This window comes from Rhizobium indigoferae, assembly GCF_034554815.1.
Lineage (GTDB): Bacteria > Pseudomonadota > Alphaproteobacteria > Rhizobiales > Rhizobiaceae > Rhizobium > Rhizobium leguminosarum.
Window position 1 is genome coordinate 915,413 of record NZ_CP140635.1, and the last position, 17,348, is coordinate 932,760.

Here is a 17,348-nt window from a genome sequence, read left to right on the forward strand (position 1 = left end):
GGAATTATCCCGGGTGGCCGGCAGACAAATCCAGCCGCCGCGTTATCCCGATACTCCTGAGGAATGTCTCGTCGTGGCTGACGACGATGAGCGCGCCGTCATAGGCGCGCAATCCGGCCTCGACGGCGGCAATCGAGTCGATGTCGAGATGGTTGGTCGGCTCGTCGAGGATCAACAGCGGCGGCGGTGCCGAGCCGAGCACGCAGGCAAGGCCGGCTCGCAGCAATTGCCCGCCGCTCAGCGTCGATACAGTCTGCAGCGCCGCATCCGCCCTGAACATGAAGCGGGCAAGGGCGGCCCGGCAGGTATTTTCATCGGCCAGCAGATTGATCCGGCGGAAATTGTCGCGGATCGAGACCGACGGATCGAGTAGGCTGACCGTCTGATCGAGCATCGAGAAGGCAGTCATGACGCCGACCGTGCCGGCCCAGGGTTTCAACTCGCCGGTAATGAGCGCCAGCAATGTCGTCTTGCCCGAGCCGTTGCGGCCGGTGACGGCGATACGCTCCGGTCCGGTCACGTCGAAGGAGAGATCGCGGATGACGGGATCACCCGGCTGGTAGCCCGATGTCACGTCATTCATCCTTAGCACGATCTTGCTGGCGGGCAGCCCGGTCGGCGGCAAGGTCACCGACAAGGGCTGCAGGATCTCGATCTTATCGCGCGCTGCCCTTGCCTCTTCCAGTGCCTGGGCGCGCCGGCGTTCGGCGAGGCGGGCATTGTCGCCGCCCGTCGTTTCGCTCCGCTCCTTCATGCCGCCGAGCATGATGCGCGGTATGCCGCCCTTGGCGGCCATCTTCCGCCCGATGCTGTCCCTCTGCGCCTGGCGCTCCACTGTCGCCTGCACCTTCTTTGCCACCTCGGCCATGCGTTTTTCGGCTTCAGTGAGATCATGCTGTGCCGCCACGAGTTCGAGGGCCTTGCGCTCGCGATAATGGCTCCAGTTGCCGCCGAAGCGCGTGGCGCCGAGCGAGGTCAGTTCGACGATCGCGTCGACGCTTTCGAGCAGTTCGCGGTCATGGCTGACGATGAGGGCGCCGGCCCGCCAGCCTGACATCAGCGCGATCACCGCCTCGTGGCCTTCGCGATCGAGATTGTTTGTGGGTTCGTCGAGCAGCAGGAAATCCGGTTCGGTAAAGATCAGCGCCGCCAGCCCGGCACGTGTGCGCTGCCCGCCGGAGAGTGCCGCAAGTGGGGTTTCCGGTGACGCGTCGAGCCCGGTCCGAGTGAGCGCTGCGGCAATGCGCGCCTCCAGCATCCAGTCCGCGGATGCCAGCTCGTCGGCCGTTGCCGCGCCGGCTTCGGCGCGGCGAAGAACAGCGAGCGCATCGGTGACGCCGAAGAGATCGGCAACCGTTTCGTCAGATGCTACCTGAACGCTCTGCCGCAGCACGCCAAGGCTGCCGTTGACGGATACGGTGCCCGAATGCGGCTGGATTTCACCGGAGACGAGCTTCAGCAGCGTCGTCTTGCCGACGCCGTTGCGCCCGACGAGACCGGTACGCTCGGCTCCGAAACTCAGGTCGAGATTGGAAAAAAGCGGCCGCCCGTCAGGCGCGGACCACGAAACTTGGGAGAGGGTGATGGATGCAGGCATGGATATGGATTTCCCGGTTGGCAAGGCGAACTGGCGTTGCGATCGGGTTAAAATCCATTGCGGCACACATCCTGTTGAAATGGTCGATGGCAGGGAATTTAGGGAATAAAGGCTGAAGGTTCAAGGCAAAGCAGGCAATGGGGCGGCAGGCAGCGATCCTGCAACCCCTTTTCTGCCTGCCGACAGTCCGCAATCCTATCGCTTCAAGCTACCCAAGATCCCGCGCACCAGCGCCCGGCCGACTTGTGTCGCCACCGTGCGCGCCACGCTCTTCATTGCCGCTTCCACCACTGTTTCGCGCTGGTAGCCGGAAGTCCGGCCGCGCGATTGGCCGCGGCCCTGGTTGTCGTCGTCATTGCCGCCGCCGAAGCCCGGCAGGTTCCAGCCGGAGGTCGTGCCGCCCTGTTGCTGAGGCGCTTCTTCCTGGGCTCGCTTGGCGGCTTCGGCATCGGCCGCCTTCTTCGCCCGTGCGGCCAGCAGCTCGAAGGCGGATTCGCGGTCGATATCCTCGTCATAGATGCCGAGAACCGGGCTCCTGTCCATGATCTGCCGGCGCTCGTCATCCGTCACCGGGCCGACGCGGCCGGATGGCGGGCGGATCAGCGTGCGCTCGACGATCGAAGGCGCGCCTTTGGCCTCCAGCGTGGAGACCAACGCCTCGCCGGTGCCGAGATTGGTGATGACCGTGGCGCAATCGAAGGCCGGATTCGCACGGAATGTATCGGCCGCCGTCCTCACCGCCTTCTGTTCACGCGGCGAATAGGCGCGAAGCGCATGCTGTGCCCGGTTGCCGAGCTGGGCGAGCACCGTTTCCGGCACGTCGAGCGGGTTCTGCGTCACGAAATAGACGCCGACACCCTTGGAGCGGATCAGCCGCACCACCTGTTCGACGCGTTCGGTCAGCACCTTTGGCGCATCGTTGAAGAGCAGGTGCGCCTCGTCGAAGAAGAAGACGAGCTTCGGCTTGTCGGGGTCGCCCACCTCGGGCAGTTCCTCGAACAGCTCCGAGAGCAGCCAGAGCAGGAAAGTGGCGTAAAGCCGCGGGTTCATCATCAGCTTGTCGGCGGCCAGCACCGAGATCTGGCCGTAGCCATTATTGCTGGTGCGCATGATGTCGGAAATCTTTAGCGCCGGTTCGCCGAAGAAATGCTCCGCACCCTGCTGTTCGAGAACGAGCAGCGCCCGCTGGATCGAGCCGACTGAAGCCTTTGAGATCAGGCCGTATTGGTTGGAAAGTTGGTTGGCGTTCTCGCCCATATAGTTCAAGAGCGAGCTGAAATCCTTGAGGTCGAGCAGCGGCAGCCCGCCCTGGTCGGCGATCTTGAAGGCGATGTTGATGACGCCTTCCTGCGGTTCGGAGGCATCCATCAGGCGGGCGAGCAGCAGCGGTCCCATCTCGGCGATGGTGGTGCGCACCCGATGGCCCTTCTCGCCGAACAGATCCCAGAAGATCACCGGAAACTGGTCGAATTCGTAATCGGCAAAGCCGATCTGCTCGGCGCGGTTCGTCAGGAAATCCCTGGGCTCGCCCTTGGCGGCGATGCCGGAAAGGTCGCCCTTGATATCGGCCGCAAACACCGGAACGCCGGCGCGGGAGAAACCTTCGGCCAGCACCTGCAGCGTCACCGTCTTGCCGGTGCCGGTAGCGCCGGTGACGAGGCCGTGGCGATTGCCGAATTTCAGGTCGAGATATTCCGGCTTGTTGATGCTGTCATCGGGATTGCGGCTCGCGCCGATGAAAATCTTGCCTTCCTCGATCATTCGGAATGCTCCCTTGGGGCTCTGCCGCCATTTATGAGAAGGCTTGCTTCAGCTACCTTCATCGAACCATCGTTTCCCTGTTATAAGCAGGCAGGCGCATGCGGACAACTGTTTGCATTGAAAGCAAAACCGGACAAAGCGCCGCCCGGGGAGGGCCGGCTTGAGTTGCTGTGGAATATCGATTAACGTTGACGTTAACGTCAAAAAAACAGGAGGCTGACGATGAATGAAATTGTGACCCAGATCGCCGATCGTGTGGGTATTGCGCCAGATTTGGCCGAAAAGGCGCTCGGCATGATGCTCGGCTTCCTGCAGCGCGAGGCCGCCGATGGCCCGGTTGCCAAGATGATCGAAGCGATCCCCGGTGGCGCCGATCTCGTCGCCCAGTTCAACGGCGCAGGTGCCGGTGGCGGCGGTCTGCTCGGCGGGCTGATGAGCTCGCTCGGCGGCGGCGGCATCATGGGGCTCGGCCAGCAGTTGATGGGCGAAGGCCTCGGCATGGGCGAGATCACCTCGCTTGCCAAGGAAACCATCGCGATCGCCAAGCAATATGCTGGCGAGGAAGTCGTCGACGAGGTCGTCGCTTCCGTCCCGGGCCTCAGCCAGTTCGTCTGAGATGATTGATCGGCAGGAGCCTCGCGTCGTTGCGGGGCACCTCATATTTGCAGTGAAATCGCCGAGGCAAAGGCCCGTTCCACTTGAAGAAATGGCCGGTCAGCAGCACGGCGAGCTGAGCCGAAGATGCCTGCAACCTACCGTTCACGCGGAGGAGGCTCGCCTGTCGGCTCACCCGTGTCGTTCTTCCAGAACCTCGTCAGTGATATCACGCCCACGCGCAAACACGCCCAATATGTTGACGTCACCGCCACTGACCGAGAACGCCACGCTGACGCTGCGCCGGTAGCCGATAACACGAAGGCCGGGAATTCGGCTTTCCCGCACCGTTCCCCGTTCCGGGAACGTCTCCAGGGCCTCAATGAAGGTCATCACGGCGTGGACGAAGTCGCCGGCGATGCCCGTCCCGCCTCAAGAGCGATATCGGCATAGAGCTTGTCGAGTTCGGCTTCCGCCTTCGGATGGTAGACAATGCGGTAGGCCATGCCCTACTTGGCTTTCGCCGCGTCATTCCGCCGCTTGGTTTCAAAGCGGGCGCGCACTGTCTCGGCCGGGATGCCGATGCCCGGCTTGTTCACCAGCTCGTCGTAGCGCGCCGGAATCTCCTCATTGAGCCAGCGCTCGCGAGCCACCTCATGATCCTCCAGCAGCCGCAGGCCTGCGCGGACAACCTCGCTGGCGTTGTTGTAGCGGCCGGACTCCAGCTGCTTCCGCACAAATTCTTCATAGTGGTTCCCGAGCGCGACGTTGGGCATGGTTTTCCTTTCGTTGTCGTCAATATGGAGTTGTGACATGCATATGGCAATAGATGTCAATCCTTGACCTCAGACGGGGCGGGTACGATCCTCCGATCGTCTGGTGATCTGCCGCGGTGGCCCTGATCGCCTTGCGGCGACGGCGCGCTGGTTCGGCCGCGACAGGCTGCGCGACGCTGGCATCGATCTCTATCCAATAGGTCTCGACAAACTCCTGTCGCGCTGGCGCGATTGAGCCTGATATCCCCCGCTTTGAGGTGGCTTCGGCCGATCGCCAAACTTTGATCGTCTGCGGCCCGCTCCCGGGGGAACAATGAGCTGGCATCGCCTGTTGCTAGAGCAATTCCAGCAAAAGTGTGCAGCGGTTTTGCGTCCGGAATTGCGTGAAACAAAAACGATCGCTGAAACCAGAAGGAATAGCATCATGCGCAGGTTTATTGCAGCAACTTCGATCGCTCTCCTCAGCCTCTCCGCCCCGGTTCTTGCCCAGTCGAACATGGGCATGGATGCCAGCGGCCGGATCGACGGCACGCCGCCGCTCGGCACCGCGCCGGGAGTTGAAACGCAAAGCGGGCTGATAATCCCGCTCGACTCGATCGAAACCGGCAGCATCGACAACGAGCCTCTAAGCGGTCCGGTCGACTGGGCGCGCTGCCCGCCGCGCAAGGCACGCGGAGCGCTTGCCACCGAAGGCGGCAAGAGCGGCGCCTCGGTCAGCGCCGCATGCCGTAATAACGGAAACCAGTAACACCAGGGGAGGGCGCTATTTGCCGTCCTTCTTGTCGTGATGCAGGATGACGCCGAGTTCATGCCACTGCCGCCGGTCGCGCTGGATCAGTTCGTCGGCTGAGGCCGGTCCCATGCTGCCCGGCGCGTAAGCGTCAGGCACGCTCTGATCCCCAGCCCAGATATCGAGGAAGGGCTGCACCGCCGCCCAGCCGGCCTCGATGCCGTCGGCGCGCTGGAACAGCGTCTGGTCGCCGATAAAGAGATCGTAGAGCAGCGATTCATAGCCGGTCGTCTTGGCGATATCGAATTTGTCGGCATAGCGGAAATCGAGAGAGACCGGCACGGTATCGACGGAAAGCCCAGGCGACTTGATCGAGATTTCCATGCTCATGCCCTCGTCCGGCTGTACCTGGATCACCAGCCGGTTCGGCGGCAGGCGGCTCTTGACATCGGTCTCGCGAAACTGTGCGAAGGGAACCGGCTGGAAGGTGATGACGATCTCGGTGTCGCGCGCCGTCAGCGCCTTGCCAGTTCTGAGATAGAAGGGCACGCCGGCCCAGCGCCAGGTATCGGCATAGAGCTTCAGCGCCACGAAAGTCTCAGTCCTGCTGTCGGGCAAAACGTCCTTGGTGTCGCGATAGGCGGGAAGCTGAGCACCATTGAGCGGGCCTGCGCCATAGGCACCGCGCACGCCGTGCGTCTTGGCCTCATCCGGCGTATAGATGCGCAGCGCCTTCAGCACCTTGCTCTTCTCGTTGCGGATTGCCTCGGCATCGAAGCTGTTCGGCGGCTCCATGGCGATCATCGCCAGCAGCTGGAAAAGATGGTTCGGCACCATGTCGCGCAGCGCACCTGTCGCATCGTAGAATTTGCCGCGGCTGCCGACATCGACGATCTCGGCGGCGGTGATCTGCACATGGTCGATGTAGCGGCTGTTCCACAAGGACTCGATCATCATGTTGGCGAAACGCGCCGTCATCAGGTTCTGCACCGTCTCCTTGCCGAGGAAATGGTCGAGCCGGTAGACTTGGCTTTCCCCGACCTGCGCGAGAATCTGCGCATTGAGCGCCTGCGCCGAGGCGAGATCGGTGCCGAACGGTTTTTCGATCGCGACACGGCGGAAGACGCCATCGCTTTCATCGGTCAGCCCGTGGGCCGCGAGCTTCTCGACGATTGTCCCGAAGAAGGATGGCGGCACCGCGAGATAGAAGGCGGCATTGGCATTCGGCCCCAGCCGCTTGCCGATCTCGATGAAAATATCGTCCTTGGTGAAATCGCCTGACGTATAGGAAATACGCCGGCGCAGGCTTTCCCAGGCTTCGTCCTTCACCGTCGGCTCTTCGCCGCTCAGATGGTTGAGGAACTGGTCGAGCCGCCCGCGCAGGAATTCATCGTCACCCGGCTCGATGCCGATGCCGAGAATGTGGAGATCGTCGCCGACGAGGCGGCTGCGCGTTAGATTGATGATCGCCGGCACCAGTAGGCGGCGCGTCAGGTCTCCCGTGGCGCCGAAGATGACGAGGGTGACCGGCGGGGTTGGGGCAGCGTCCATGTGTCATCTCCTTGCAATTTGCGGCCGACTATACTGCGTGCCGGTTTCGCCGCAACATAGGCGGTGAGGGGTAACAGGCATTTGACAGCATCTGACGTGCGCCCGAGGTCGGTTACGTTTTGACCGCCACCATGAAAATCCTCGGAAACCTCAGCAGCACCCGCCCATCCGACATCTTTGGATAGGCCTTTTCCACCCGCTTGAGGTAATCCGCCAGGAATGCCTCGCGATGCTCTTCGCCGGCATGGGCGAGATAGGGCATCAGCCCGGTTCCCTTCACCCATTCGACGATATCAGCCGCATCCGCCATCGGGTGATTGTAGATGGTGTGCCAGATATCGACGCGCGAGGATTTGGCGATCAGCCGGCTGTAGTAAGTGGACGGCGGCGGCAGCCCCTTGCGGCGCACGGTCTTCGCTTCGAAGACGGATTTCCACGGTCCGGCATGCGCCGTCTCCTCCATAGCCAGGTGCGAGGGTTCGCCGAGATTGTCGGGCATCTGCACCGCAAGCACGCCGCCTTCGGAAAGCCCGTCCATCAGCCGGTCGAGAATATCGAGATGATCGGGCAGCCATTGGAAGACGGCATTGGCAAACAAAAGGTCTGCGGGTTCGTCCGGCTGCCAGCGAGTGAGATCGGCTTCGACGAAGGCAGTGTCCGGAAGTCGCTTGCGCGCTGCCTCCAGCATGTTCATGTCGCTGTCGACGCCGGAGACGCCGGCCGCCCCGTAGCGCTCGATGATCAGTTCTGTCGAATTGCCCGGTCCGCAGCCGAGGTCGACGGCATGACGAATGTTTTGCAGTGGCACCTGTGCCAACAGGTCACGCGCCGGTCGCGTGCGTTCGTCCTCGAATTTCACATATTGGTTGGCGGACCATGCCATGGCGATCACTCCTGATATCAGGCCACATCCTCCATGTGGCGGATGCGGATCTTTGATGTTGCTGCCGTCGAGCGTGCCGACCTTCAATCCGCAGACACAAGTATTTTGTCCACGCGCCTCCCGTCGAGATCGACGACTTCGAAGCGCCATCCATCTCGCGTGAAGCTCTCACCCAATTCCGGCAGATGTTTCAACTCTTCCAACACCAGGCCAGCCACAGTCTGATATTCCAAATCGTCATCGAGCTTGAGATTTAAGAACTCAGCGAATTCGTCAATCGGCGTCCAGCCGGACACGAGGTAAGAACCGTCGTCTCGGCGAGCGATGGCCTGCTCATCGATAGGTCCCTCCTGGAGAGCTCCCATGATCGCTTCCAAAATGTCACCTGACGAAACAACTCCCTCGAAATGACCGTACTCGTCAAAAACCAGCACCATGTGGACGGGCGATTTCCTGATTGCTTCGATCACGTTTATGGCGGTTGAGAGGTCTGAAACCACCGGGACGTCTTGCGTCAGAGCCTTGATGTCGACACTGCCGTGTTCGGACATCGAGTCGTAGAAGTCCTTGACCGGAAGGATGCCGATCACCTCGTCCGAACTGCCTTTCCGAACGGGCAACCGAGACCGTTTCGTCCGGTGCAACTGGGTTCGAATTTCATCAAGGCTGTCATCAATATCAATAATTTCGACGTCCCGTCGGGGCGTCATAAGCGCTCGAGCAGTGCGGTCCGCCAGCCGCATAACACCTGATATCATCGCGGACTCTTCGCTTTCGATCACGCCTGCCGACTGCGCTTCGGCCAGTACGGTTTTGATCTCTGCGTCAGAGACATTGTCGCCACCTTTTCCTGATTGGCCCAAAAGCTTAAGCACAAGATTTCCGGAGGCGTTTAGAAGCCACACGAGTGGCAGCGCGATTTTTGAAAGTACCGCCATAGCTGGGGCGACCTTGGCCGCAACCGCTTCGGGTTCCCGCAATGCGATCTGCTTTGGAACAAGTTCGCCGATGATCAACGAAAGATAGGTGATTGCCACAACGACTGAACCTACGCCAATGGCATCGGCGGCCGTCGATGACAGCCCCTGGGCTTCCAGCCATCCGCTCAGGCGGCCGCCGAGCGTGGCACCTGAGAAAGCGCCGGAGAGAACGCCGACCAGCGTGATGCCGATCTGAACCGTAGAGAGAAAGCGACCGGGGTTTTCGGCAAGTTTGATTGCCTGAGCTGCACCTTTGCTCCCATTGTCAGAGAGAACCTTTAGGCGGGCTGTTCGAGAAGACACAACAGCCAACTCCGACATGGCGAGTACACCATTTACGATGGTGAGAAACGCCACAATTCCAATTTCCAGAAACACAGGGACCCTATTCGTTGAGGTTTTAGTGCCGCATGGATGAGGCGACGCGGCAAGGCGTTCGAAGTGACGCTATATCAGCATCGCCCATCGTCTTTCCATCATCGTGTTAACATCAGTACAGGTTCCATCAGTCCTCAGATTTCCTTGAGGTGGCAAGCCCGACCCAGCCGGAAGGGTTGGAAATCCAGTCGACCTGCAGCGGCCGCCCGTCATTCGCGATGGTCTGGAACGCTCTCTGCTGGAACCTGATATGCCTGAGGCGAGGCGGACGTCATCGCACCGCCTACAGTGGTCGCCAGCTTCTTCGGCCGGGAGATCCCGGTTGGAGCGGGCGGAGCTTGTACTGGATGGGTCGCTGTCAGGCATGTCGCAATTTTGGCGGTGAAACGCTTTCGGCGCAAGAGGCGCCGGGCGAAAATCCTTATAGCGTCTTGATGTGACAGTTTTGAAAAGGACAGCAGCGCCTCGTTCTGATTGAGGATTTCGGTGGATTTTCCGCGCTTCTGCAACGAGCGCTTTATAATGATCGAGTTATTGGCAGATGGAATTTTTAGGGTGTAGCAGCGGCACTGCGGCGCGTCCCACGAGCTGTAATGGAGAGCCGGTGAAGAGGTGGTGCCAAGGACAAAATTATGCATAAATTCAAAGTGCTGCAGCATTGTTTACACATATGAAGAGACGCGCGGCGCTGTAGCCTATGACAAATCAAGGTAAGCCCGTGAACAGCTGCCCAGCTCATAAGTAAAGCTGGCGCAATACACCGTAAATTAACAGCCTCCTCGTATTTTCTTCAAATTGCGAACGATTTCCGCGACGTGCAGCCACGTCCCGGCTCGATCGACGACATGCCCGCTCGAGGAGGTACGCGCATGCAGTTCAAATCGGCTACCGGACGCAACATTTTTTCCGTGGCGGCCTGCGGTGTCGTCGCGACGATCGCGGCATCGGGCGTTCTTTTTTACATCGCGTATAACGATATGCGCAAATCGAGCCTCGATCAGATGCTCCAGATCGCTGCCACCAACGCGCTCAACGTCGAGAAATCCATGAGCGTGGCGCTCGGCATCGTCAATGCGTTGGAGACGTCGCTGTCGACGATGAAGGAAAGCGGAAACGCCAGTCGTGCGACCGCCGACGACCTGCTGAAGAACATGCTGCAGGATAATCCGATGGCGCTCGGTGTTTGGACCGGCTGGGAACCGAATGCCTTCGACGGCAAGGACAAGGATTTCGTCGGCAAGGAAGGCCACGACACCACCGGCCGCTACGTGCCCTATTGGGTGCGCAGTGGCGACAAGATCCAGCACACGCCGTTGGTCGATTATGGCGTGTCGGGTGCCGGCGACTACTACCAGCTTCCCTTTACCCAGAAAAAGACCGTCGTCATCGAACCCTATGTCTACGCGGTCGACGGCAAGGATGTGCTGATGACCTCGGTCGCCAAGCCGATCATGGTCGATGGCAAGGCGCTTGGCGTTGCCGGCATGGACATTTCGCTCGACGACGCCAACAAGGCGATCTCCGCAGTCCACCCGATGGAGACCGGCTATCTCAGCCTCGTGACGGGTGCCGGCAGCATCATCAGCCATCCCTCCGCTGCGCTCGCAGGCAAGAATATCAAGGACGGCGGTGAGCTTACCGCCGGCTGGGATCAGATGATCGCCAAGCCCGGCGTCGAGCAGGAGATCGCGGGCCCGGACGGTCAGAGCTATTTCTCGGTCGCCTATCCGGTAAAGCTCACGAATGACCTCAACTGGTACGCCATTGTTTCGGTGCCCAAATCCACCGTCTTTGCCCAACTCAATAACATGGCCTGGAGCGCCGTTGCGATCACCGCCATCGCTGCACTGCTGCTCGGTTTCGCCGGCTGGCTCATTGCCCGCAAATTCGTCCTCCGCATAGAGGGCGTGATTGCCGAGACCGATCGTATCGCCCATGGCCAGCTCGACGTGCAATTGAACGACAAGAATGCCAAGGACGAAATCGGCGACCTCTCACGCTCCCTCGCCATCCTGCTGGAAAGCAATCGCCAGAAGATCAAACTCGAGGCCGATGCGGAAAGCTCCCGGTCCCGCGAAGAGATCGAACGACAGGAACGTTCCGTCCTCCATGCCGCCCGTGAGGATTCGATCAAGTTTGCGGTGAGCGAACTCGGCAACGGACTGGCAAGCCTTTCCAACGGAGATATGACCATCCGGCTGGAAAAGCCATTTACCGACTCCCTTGACGAAATCCGCGTCGATTTCAATGCGTCTGTCGAAAAGCTCCAGGCAGCCCTGATTTCCTTCTCCGAAAACGCTGCCGTCATTCAGGCCGGTTCCGAAGAAATCCGCTCGGGCGCCGACGATCTCGCCCGCCGCACCGAACAGCAGGCCGCTTCCGTCGAGGAGACCGCCGCTGCGCTGGAGCAGATCACCACCTCGGTCAAGGACTCCACCCTTCGCGCCGAGGAGGCGGGAACGCTCGTCAGCCGCACCAAGGATGGTGCGGAAAAGTCCGGAGAGATCGTACGCAATGCCGTTGACGCCATGACCGGCATCGAGCAATCCTCGCAGTCGATCTCCAATATTATCGGCGTGATCGACGATATTGCCTTCCAGACGAATCTGCTGGCCCTCAATGCAGGTGTTGAAGCAGCGCGTGCGGGGGAGGCCGGCAAGGGCTTCGCCGTCGTCGCCCAGGAAGTGCGTGAACTCGCGCAGCGCTCGGCCACCGCCGCCAAGGAGATCAAGGCGCTGATCACCTCGTCCGGCGACCAGGTCAAGCGTGGCGTCGATCTCGTCGGCCAGACCGGCAAGGCGCTGCAGGCGATCGTTGCCGAAGTGCAGCAGATCAACAGCAATGTCCAGGCGGTCGTCCAGGCCGCCCGTGAACAGTCGACGGGTCTCCTGGAGATCAACACGGCGGTCAACCAGATGGACCAGTCGACCCAGAAAAACGCCGCGATGGTCGAGGAATCGAACGCCGCCTCGCACACGCTGGTGACGGAGGTGTCTGCCCTCTCGGAGCGTCTGGCACAGTTCAATCTCGGCCAGGTGGCAAAGGCGGCCCCTGCCGCCCGGACGGCTGCCAAGCCGTTGGCACGCCCGGTCGGGGCGATGCTTTCGATGCGCAGACCGGTTCCCGCCTCGGCCACCGACCATGCCAGGCCCGCTCCGTCACCGGCCCGTGCGCTCGGCGGCAAGCTCACAGCCGCCTTCAGCACCTCAGCCGCACCAGCTTCGACCGAGGGCAACTGGGAAGAGTTCTAAACATACGGCGTGCGACGCCGCCGAGCGCCGCTCCCCTTGGCAAGCAGATAGCACCCACGCGCGTTTGTTGCCGTCTCAGCTCTGTGTTTGGTTGTATCTCGGTGGTGGAAATTGCCAAAGGACCGCAACAGTAACGAACCGTTAGAGGAGGTCGTAGCCTTTGGCGTTCAGGGAGAGCGTGTTGTCGGCACGTTGCGCCTTGCTGCCGGAAAACCACAGCCGGTGATCCTGCTTTTCCCGGGGTTTGGCGGAGTTCGCGATGAGCTTCAGATTCCAAGCCAAGGCAAAGGAATTTTCGCCTACATAGCCAGGTCTTTTGCATCCCTAGGGTTTTCCAGTCTTCGTATCGATTTCCGTGGAAGCGGCGAAAGCGACGGCCTGTTTGAGAACACGACATATTCGAGCCAAATAGCCGATGGCATTGCCGCCATGGAGTTTCTCAGGTCCGACCCCCGCGTCGATGGACGCCGCATCTTCCTGCTGGGGTGGAGCCAGGGTGGATTGGTCGCTGCTGCGATAGGCGGCCGAACCAATAGACCGTCGGGGATTGCTCTTTGGGCTGCTATTGGAGAGCCAAGTGTTTCCTTTCCCGCTCTGGTCGGTCGGGAAACCTATCTTCGTGGTTTGGCGGAAGAGAGCATTGCGACCGAGATCGTGATGCCGTGGGGCGCCAGGCTCAAGCTCAGGCACCCCTTCTTTCAAGAGGTGGCAACGCACGATCCGTTCGATGAAATCAAGGCCTATGATGGCCCGCTTTTTGTGGCGGAAGGGTCCTTGGATACTGCCATTCCGGCGGGCACAGGACGAAAATTCGTGTCGGCCCATAACGGGGACAACGAGCTTCGGATCAGTCCGATGGACCACGCCTTCAATACGTTGCGCGGCACTGAAGCTCTCGATGCGCTGGTGATGGCGACCGCGAATTTCTTTGCTCTGCGGCCAGCTTTCCTCAAGCGAACATAACTGCCAGGATGGCCCACGCTCAATTTTGATTTGAAAACATTCAATACCTCGCGCTAAGGTCACACAAACCAGCATCAGCGCAAAGTCCTCGGAGTTGCCGATGACGTTTCCCTATCCCTCAGCCACCTTTGACCGCATGCTCATCATGGGCAATGGCGGCGCGGGTAAAACATGGCTCGCCTGTCGTATCGGTGTGCAGCTTCTCCATCCGGTTGTCCACCTTGATGACATGCATTGGGAGCCGGGGCGCTACGGCATCGATCGCGACAGAGCGTTGCGGGACGAGATGGTCAAGGCGGCGGCCGAGCGCCACGCCTGGTCATGGAGGGCGTTTACGGGCAACTGGCGAACATGGTCCTCAACCGCACGACGATCCTGGTCTGGATTGATCTGCCGGAGGAGGAATGCATCGCCAACATCAAGCTGCGAGGCATCCAAGGCGGCGAGACCGAAACGCAATTCGATGGCCTTTTGAAGTGGGTGGCCGAATACCGGAATAGAACGAACAACTGGAATTCCTTCGAGACGCACGCGCGCTTGTTCTCGGTCTTTTCCCGTCCGAAGTTCCTGTTATCGAGCCGTGAGTCCGTCACCGATTTTGCCGACCGGTTGTCCACCAGCATCCACGAGGCCGCCGATGAAAGAGTCCAGATTTCCGAATGACGAGGGCGAGGACGCCTGGATGGTCGTCCAGGTGTTTGCGGATGAACACTGGAATGCCTACCACGACATCCGCCGCGCCGTCCTCTTCGAGGCCCGCGGATTGATTGGCTATGATGCGAACCATCCCGATGATCGAAGAGATGGACATTTCCCTTTGCTGCTTCTGCTTGAAAACACTCCGCTCGGTGCGGCTCGCCTTGATCTGATGAGCGAGCAGACAGCATGGGTGCGGACCGTCGCGATCAGGGCGGAACGCCAGGGAAAGGGGTACGGCCGGATGCTCATGGCAGGCCTCGAAAAATTCGCATCACAACACAGGGTCAAGAGATTGCTTGTGAATGCGGCGCGAGACGCCGTGGGGTTTTACGAAGCGCTCGGATGGGCTGTCATTGAGGCCGGTCATGAAAACCCGGTGCTGACAAAGGAATTGCGAACCAGGCCTCAATGGTGAAGTATTGCGCTGACCGCGAGCTGCTCTGACGTTCTCGTGGAGCCTCTCCAAAAACGACGAGGTCACGATGCTCATTATCTTCGGTGGTCTGCCTGGCAGTGGAAAGACGACGATTGCCCGCGCTTTGGCTGAGCGGTTGAATGCGGTCCATGTGCGCGTCGATACCATCGAGCAGGCAATCCGTGCCTCCGGAATTGCCGATGATGCCGGGCCTGCAGGCTATATCGTGGCCTACGGTATCGCCGGAGACAATTTGACCCTTGGCAGGACTGTTATCGCCGACTCCGTCAACCCGCTTCGGATAACCCGGTCGGCGTGGCTTTCGGTCGCGCAAGCCGCTGGGGTGACGGCGGCGGAGGTCGAGGTCGTTTGCTCGGACAAAGCCGAGCACCGCTACCGTGTTGAAACGCGCCTCACCGACGTCGAGGGCCTGGTGAAGCCGACATGGCAGGCGACTTGCGAAAGAGCCTATGACGATTGGCCCGATACAATCGTCATCGACACCACTTTGAAAACGGTGGAAGCGGCTGTTGATGAACTGATCGACCGACTTGGCGACTGAGAAGGAAATTACACCAACCTGCCACCAATCAACGACGAACCGGTATCGAAACCATGGAATCTCGGATCGTTCTCGTTCGTCACGGTCTCCCTTCCATTGAAGGAGATATACCGTCTATCGACTGGAGCCTAAGTGCACCGGGTAAGGCTGCCGCGATCGAGTTGGCAAAATACCTCTCCGGCTTCCGCGTAAAGGAAATACGCAGCAGTCCTGAAAAGAAAGCGCTCCAAACCGCTGCCTTGATTGCTGATCGTCTGGCTCTTCCCATTTGTCTTGATTCTGACTTGCGGGAACACGACCGATCCAAGGTAGGATATATTGCGCGAACTGATTTTGAAGCAGGCATCACCAGACTGTTGGAGCATCCTCACCAGCTCACATTTGGCGACGAAAGCGCAGATGCGGTTTTCAATAGAATGGACCAAGCCGTGGCCCGAGCGAGAAAAGCCCGACCGAGTGGCGACTTAATGATCGTAACACATGGCACCGCCATGTCGATCTACGCCGCTCGGGTTCTCAGGGTCGATCCGCTGGCGTTCTGGCGAAGTCTTTCCATGCCGACTGCCGTAGTGCTGGACGGGAACGAAATGAAGATTATCGATGTACCGGACACTCCGGCGGACCGATGACCGATTAGGCAACCTCCCAAACATAGCTTCCGTCCGCGTTGCTTGCGCTCCACTAAGCGGCGAGGATGGTGATCCCGTAACCATTAGTCGCGCGCGTTCGAGATGATTGACGCTAGACGAAAACCGCGCTCGTAGTGGCGCCTGATCGCCGGCGACGTCGAGGTGTGGCCGCGGCCGCGCGTCTTCCTTCACTTGGCTGGCTTGCGCCGAACGTGGCTGATTGTAGCTTTGCTGGTGATTTCCGTAAAATCCTACCGTCTGGTAGACAGGCGTCCTGTCGCCAATTCTGCCCGGCAAGCCTCACCAAAATCGAGGAGAAAGTTCATCGCGCCGGAACGGGCAAGATCCCGGATTTCAGAGAGTGAGCGATTGGGCGTCAAATAGGTCTCGACGATCCTTGCCATTGCCAGCTCGGCTGCATCCACGACCGGACGGGATGAGATCAGACGCATCTGGGCGACCAGTGCATAAAGCAGCACGAGGTCGGAAACGTCGTCTTTCTGGTGGCTTATTGCGTCACCGTAGAGCCGCGTGGCTTCGGCGATGAAATCCGAAAACAGCTTTTCGCGCTTGGCAGCCTCGGCCTCGCGTTGTTTTTCCTTCACCTGTGATCGATGCGTCATCCAGGTGGTGGCAAACGAGGTCAGGCTGCCAATCGCGATGCCGGCGAGCCCCATCAGAGCAGAAATGTATGCGTCCATGAAATTCTCCTCTCGGAACGAGCCGGCGCGCGCGACACGTAGATGACAGGGCGGATCGCCGACCGCCCCATTGCCCAGGCGTGCTGGTCAAAAATTCAGAGGTTGCCAGCGCGAGGCTAGGGAGGTTCTACTCCGCAGGCGGAGGCCCCACCCATACGCCGGCTGGTATTTCCGGGATACAATTCGCCAATCCGTCGAGCATGCCTTGCAAGACGCTCTCGGTCAGCTCCTCCATCTGGCCGCTGGGGCCGACGAGGCTGTCTACCAGCAGCAATGTCAGTCCATGCATTTGCGACCAGAATATTAAAATGGCACCATCGATCGTACGCGTGTTTGCCGCGGTGTTGGGAATGAGGCGGCCAAGAGCGCCGTCGCATACCGCCTCTACCACAACGGCTTTCATGCTGTAGGCCGCAGTTCTCTCGATCGCAGGGCGCCCATTGTCCTGGCCACCAAGGTAGCCGCCGAACATCAATCTGTAGAGCGCGGGATTGTTGACGCCGCCGCAAACGTAAGCGCGCGCTATAGCTGCCAGCCGCTCGCGCGGACTGTCGAGTTCCTTCGTCGCATCAGCCATCCGCTTCGCAAGGAGCTCAAATCCGACTGCCGAGACGGCGGCCAGCAATTCGCGCTTGTCGGCGAAGTGTTTGTAGGGGGCGTTGTGACTGACGCCCGCTCGTCGGGCGAGCTCCCGAAGCGAAAATTCCGTGCTCTGGGATTCGCTGAGGACATCGAGTGCAGCCTCTACGATCGCCCTGTGCAGGTCGCCATGATGATACGGGCGCTGCTCTATGGTGGAAATATCTTTGGTCATATTCGTCCATTAGGTTTTTAAGTTGCTCGTGTCAACATTTTTGACTGTACGATGTTGACATTGT

Annotated in this window: 16 protein-coding genes and 3 pseudogenes; 9 read left to right on the forward strand and 10 right to left on the reverse strand. The window is 60.1% G+C overall.

What is annotated here, in order from left to right:
* Window positions 1-4 precede the first annotated feature (4 nt).
* Window positions 5-1,597: an ABC-F family ATP-binding cassette domain-containing protein gene (locus U5G49_RS04695; RefSeq protein ID WP_193444807.1), complete on the reverse strand. Its 1,593-nt coding sequence runs from the start codon at window positions 1,595-1,597 to the stop codon at window positions 5-7.
* A 195-nt stretch (window positions 1,598-1,792) separates the two neighbouring features.
* Window positions 1,793-3,358, reverse strand: coding sequence for a helicase HerA-like C-terminal domain-containing protein (locus U5G49_RS04700; protein WP_193444806.1), 1,566 nt, complete (start codon window positions 3,356-3,358; stop codon window positions 1,793-1,795).
* Between the two features lie 222 nt (window positions 3,359-3,580).
* Here U5G49_RS04700 and U5G49_RS04705 point away from each other — a divergent pair, with 222 nt between their 5' ends.
* Window positions 3,581-3,973 (forward strand): hypothetical protein, encoded by a 393-nt coding sequence (locus U5G49_RS04705; RefSeq protein ID WP_003546502.1) that lies wholly within the window; start codon window positions 3,581-3,583, stop codon window positions 3,971-3,973.
* Between the two features lie 171 nt (window positions 3,974-4,144).
* On the opposite strand, the pseudogene U5G49_RS04710 reads toward U5G49_RS04705, so the two are convergent.
* Window positions 4,145-4,458: pseudogene (locus U5G49_RS04710) on the reverse strand (type II toxin-antitoxin system RelE/ParE family toxin).
* A gap of 3 nt (window positions 4,459-4,461) precedes the next feature.
* Complete coding sequence (locus tag U5G49_RS04715) at window positions 4,462-4,728, reverse strand: type II toxin-antitoxin system ParD family antitoxin (protein WP_018241196.1); 267 nt, start codon at window positions 4,726-4,728, stop codon at window positions 4,462-4,464.
* A gap of 124 nt (window positions 4,729-4,852) precedes the next feature.
* Here U5G49_RS04715 and U5G49_RS04720 point away from each other — a divergent pair.
* Window positions 4,853-4,963: pseudogene (locus U5G49_RS04720) on the forward strand (DNA mismatch repair protein MutT); the annotation flags it as partial.
* Window positions 4,964-5,152: 189 nt separating this feature from the next.
* Window positions 5,153-5,476 (forward strand): hypothetical protein, encoded by a 324-nt coding sequence (locus U5G49_RS04725; RefSeq protein WP_193444853.1) that lies wholly within the window; start codon window positions 5,153-5,155, stop codon window positions 5,474-5,476.
* Between the two features lie 15 nt (window positions 5,477-5,491).
* On the opposite strand, the gene zwf is transcribed toward U5G49_RS04725, so the two are convergent.
* The 4 genes from zwf to U5G49_RS04745 all read right to left on the reverse strand — a co-directional run bounded on the left by zwf (window position 5,492) and on the right by U5G49_RS04745 (window position 9,909).
* A complete protein-coding gene (gene zwf, locus U5G49_RS04730) occupies window positions 5,492-7,009 on the reverse strand; it encodes a glucose-6-phosphate dehydrogenase (RefSeq protein WP_193444805.1) in 1,518 nt (505 codons plus the stop codon).
* Between the two features lie 112 nt (window positions 7,010-7,121).
* Window positions 7,122-7,892, reverse strand: a complete 771-nt coding sequence (gene tam / locus U5G49_RS04735) for a trans-aconitate 2-methyltransferase (RefSeq protein WP_193444804.1) — start codon at window positions 7,890-7,892, stop codon at window positions 7,122-7,124.
* An 83-nt stretch (window positions 7,893-7,975) separates the two neighbouring features.
* A complete protein-coding gene (locus U5G49_RS04740; protein WP_018241201.1) occupies window positions 7,976-9,250 on the reverse strand; it encodes a hemolysin family protein in 1,275 nt (424 codons plus the stop codon).
* A 209-nt stretch (window positions 9,251-9,459) separates the two neighbouring features.
* The gene (locus U5G49_RS04745) at window positions 9,460-9,909 is read right to left on the reverse strand and encodes a hypothetical protein (RefSeq protein ID WP_193444803.1); all 450 of its coding nucleotides are present in this window, start codon (window positions 9,907-9,909) and stop codon (window positions 9,460-9,462) included.
* A gap of 210 nt (window positions 9,910-10,119) precedes the next feature.
* Between U5G49_RS04745 and U5G49_RS04750 the strand changes: the two genes are divergently transcribed.
* From U5G49_RS04750 to U5G49_RS04775, 6 genes and pseudogenes are all read left to right on the forward strand, one after another.
* On the forward strand, window positions 10,120-12,501 hold the full coding sequence (locus U5G49_RS04750; protein WP_193444802.1) for a methyl-accepting chemotaxis protein: 2,382 nt from the start codon (window positions 10,120-10,122) through the stop codon (window positions 12,499-12,501).
* Window positions 12,502-12,612: 111 nt separating this feature from the next.
* The gene (locus U5G49_RS04755; RefSeq protein WP_193444801.1) at window positions 12,613-13,464 is read left to right on the forward strand and encodes an alpha/beta hydrolase; all 852 of its coding nucleotides are present in this window, start codon (window positions 12,613-12,615) and stop codon (window positions 13,462-13,464) included.
* A gap of 229 nt (window positions 13,465-13,693) precedes the next feature.
* Window positions 13,694-14,127 (forward strand): annotated as a pseudogene (locus U5G49_RS04760) (AAA family ATPase).
* The gene (locus U5G49_RS04765; RefSeq protein WP_193444800.1) at window positions 14,102-14,578 is read left to right on the forward strand and encodes a GNAT family N-acetyltransferase; all 477 of its coding nucleotides are present in this window, start codon (window positions 14,102-14,104) and stop codon (window positions 14,576-14,578) included. Before U5G49_RS04760 ends, U5G49_RS04765 begins: the two are co-directional and overlap by 26 nt.
* Window positions 14,579-14,645: 67 nt before the next feature.
* On the forward strand, window positions 14,646-15,140 hold the full coding sequence (locus U5G49_RS04770; protein WP_193444799.1) for an AAA family ATPase: 495 nt from the start codon (window positions 14,646-14,648) through the stop codon (window positions 15,138-15,140).
* Between the two features lie 53 nt (window positions 15,141-15,193).
* Window positions 15,194-15,769 (forward strand): histidine phosphatase family protein, encoded by a 576-nt coding sequence (locus U5G49_RS04775; protein WP_193444798.1) that lies wholly within the window; start codon window positions 15,194-15,196, stop codon window positions 15,767-15,769.
* 251 nt (window positions 15,770-16,020) lie between these two features.
* On the opposite strand, the gene U5G49_RS04780 is transcribed toward U5G49_RS04775, so the two are convergent.
* Together U5G49_RS04780 and U5G49_RS04785 are read right to left on the reverse strand one after the other, a co-directional pair.
* The gene (locus U5G49_RS04780; protein ID WP_018484320.1) at window positions 16,021-16,470 is read right to left on the reverse strand and encodes a hypothetical protein; all 450 of its coding nucleotides are present in this window, start codon (window positions 16,468-16,470) and stop codon (window positions 16,021-16,023) included.
* 127 nt (window positions 16,471-16,597) lie between these two features.
* Complete coding sequence (locus U5G49_RS04785; protein WP_193444797.1) at window positions 16,598-17,284, reverse strand: TetR/AcrR family transcriptional regulator; 687 nt, start codon at window positions 17,282-17,284, stop codon at window positions 16,598-16,600.
* Window positions 17,285-17,348 lie beyond the last annotated feature (64 nt).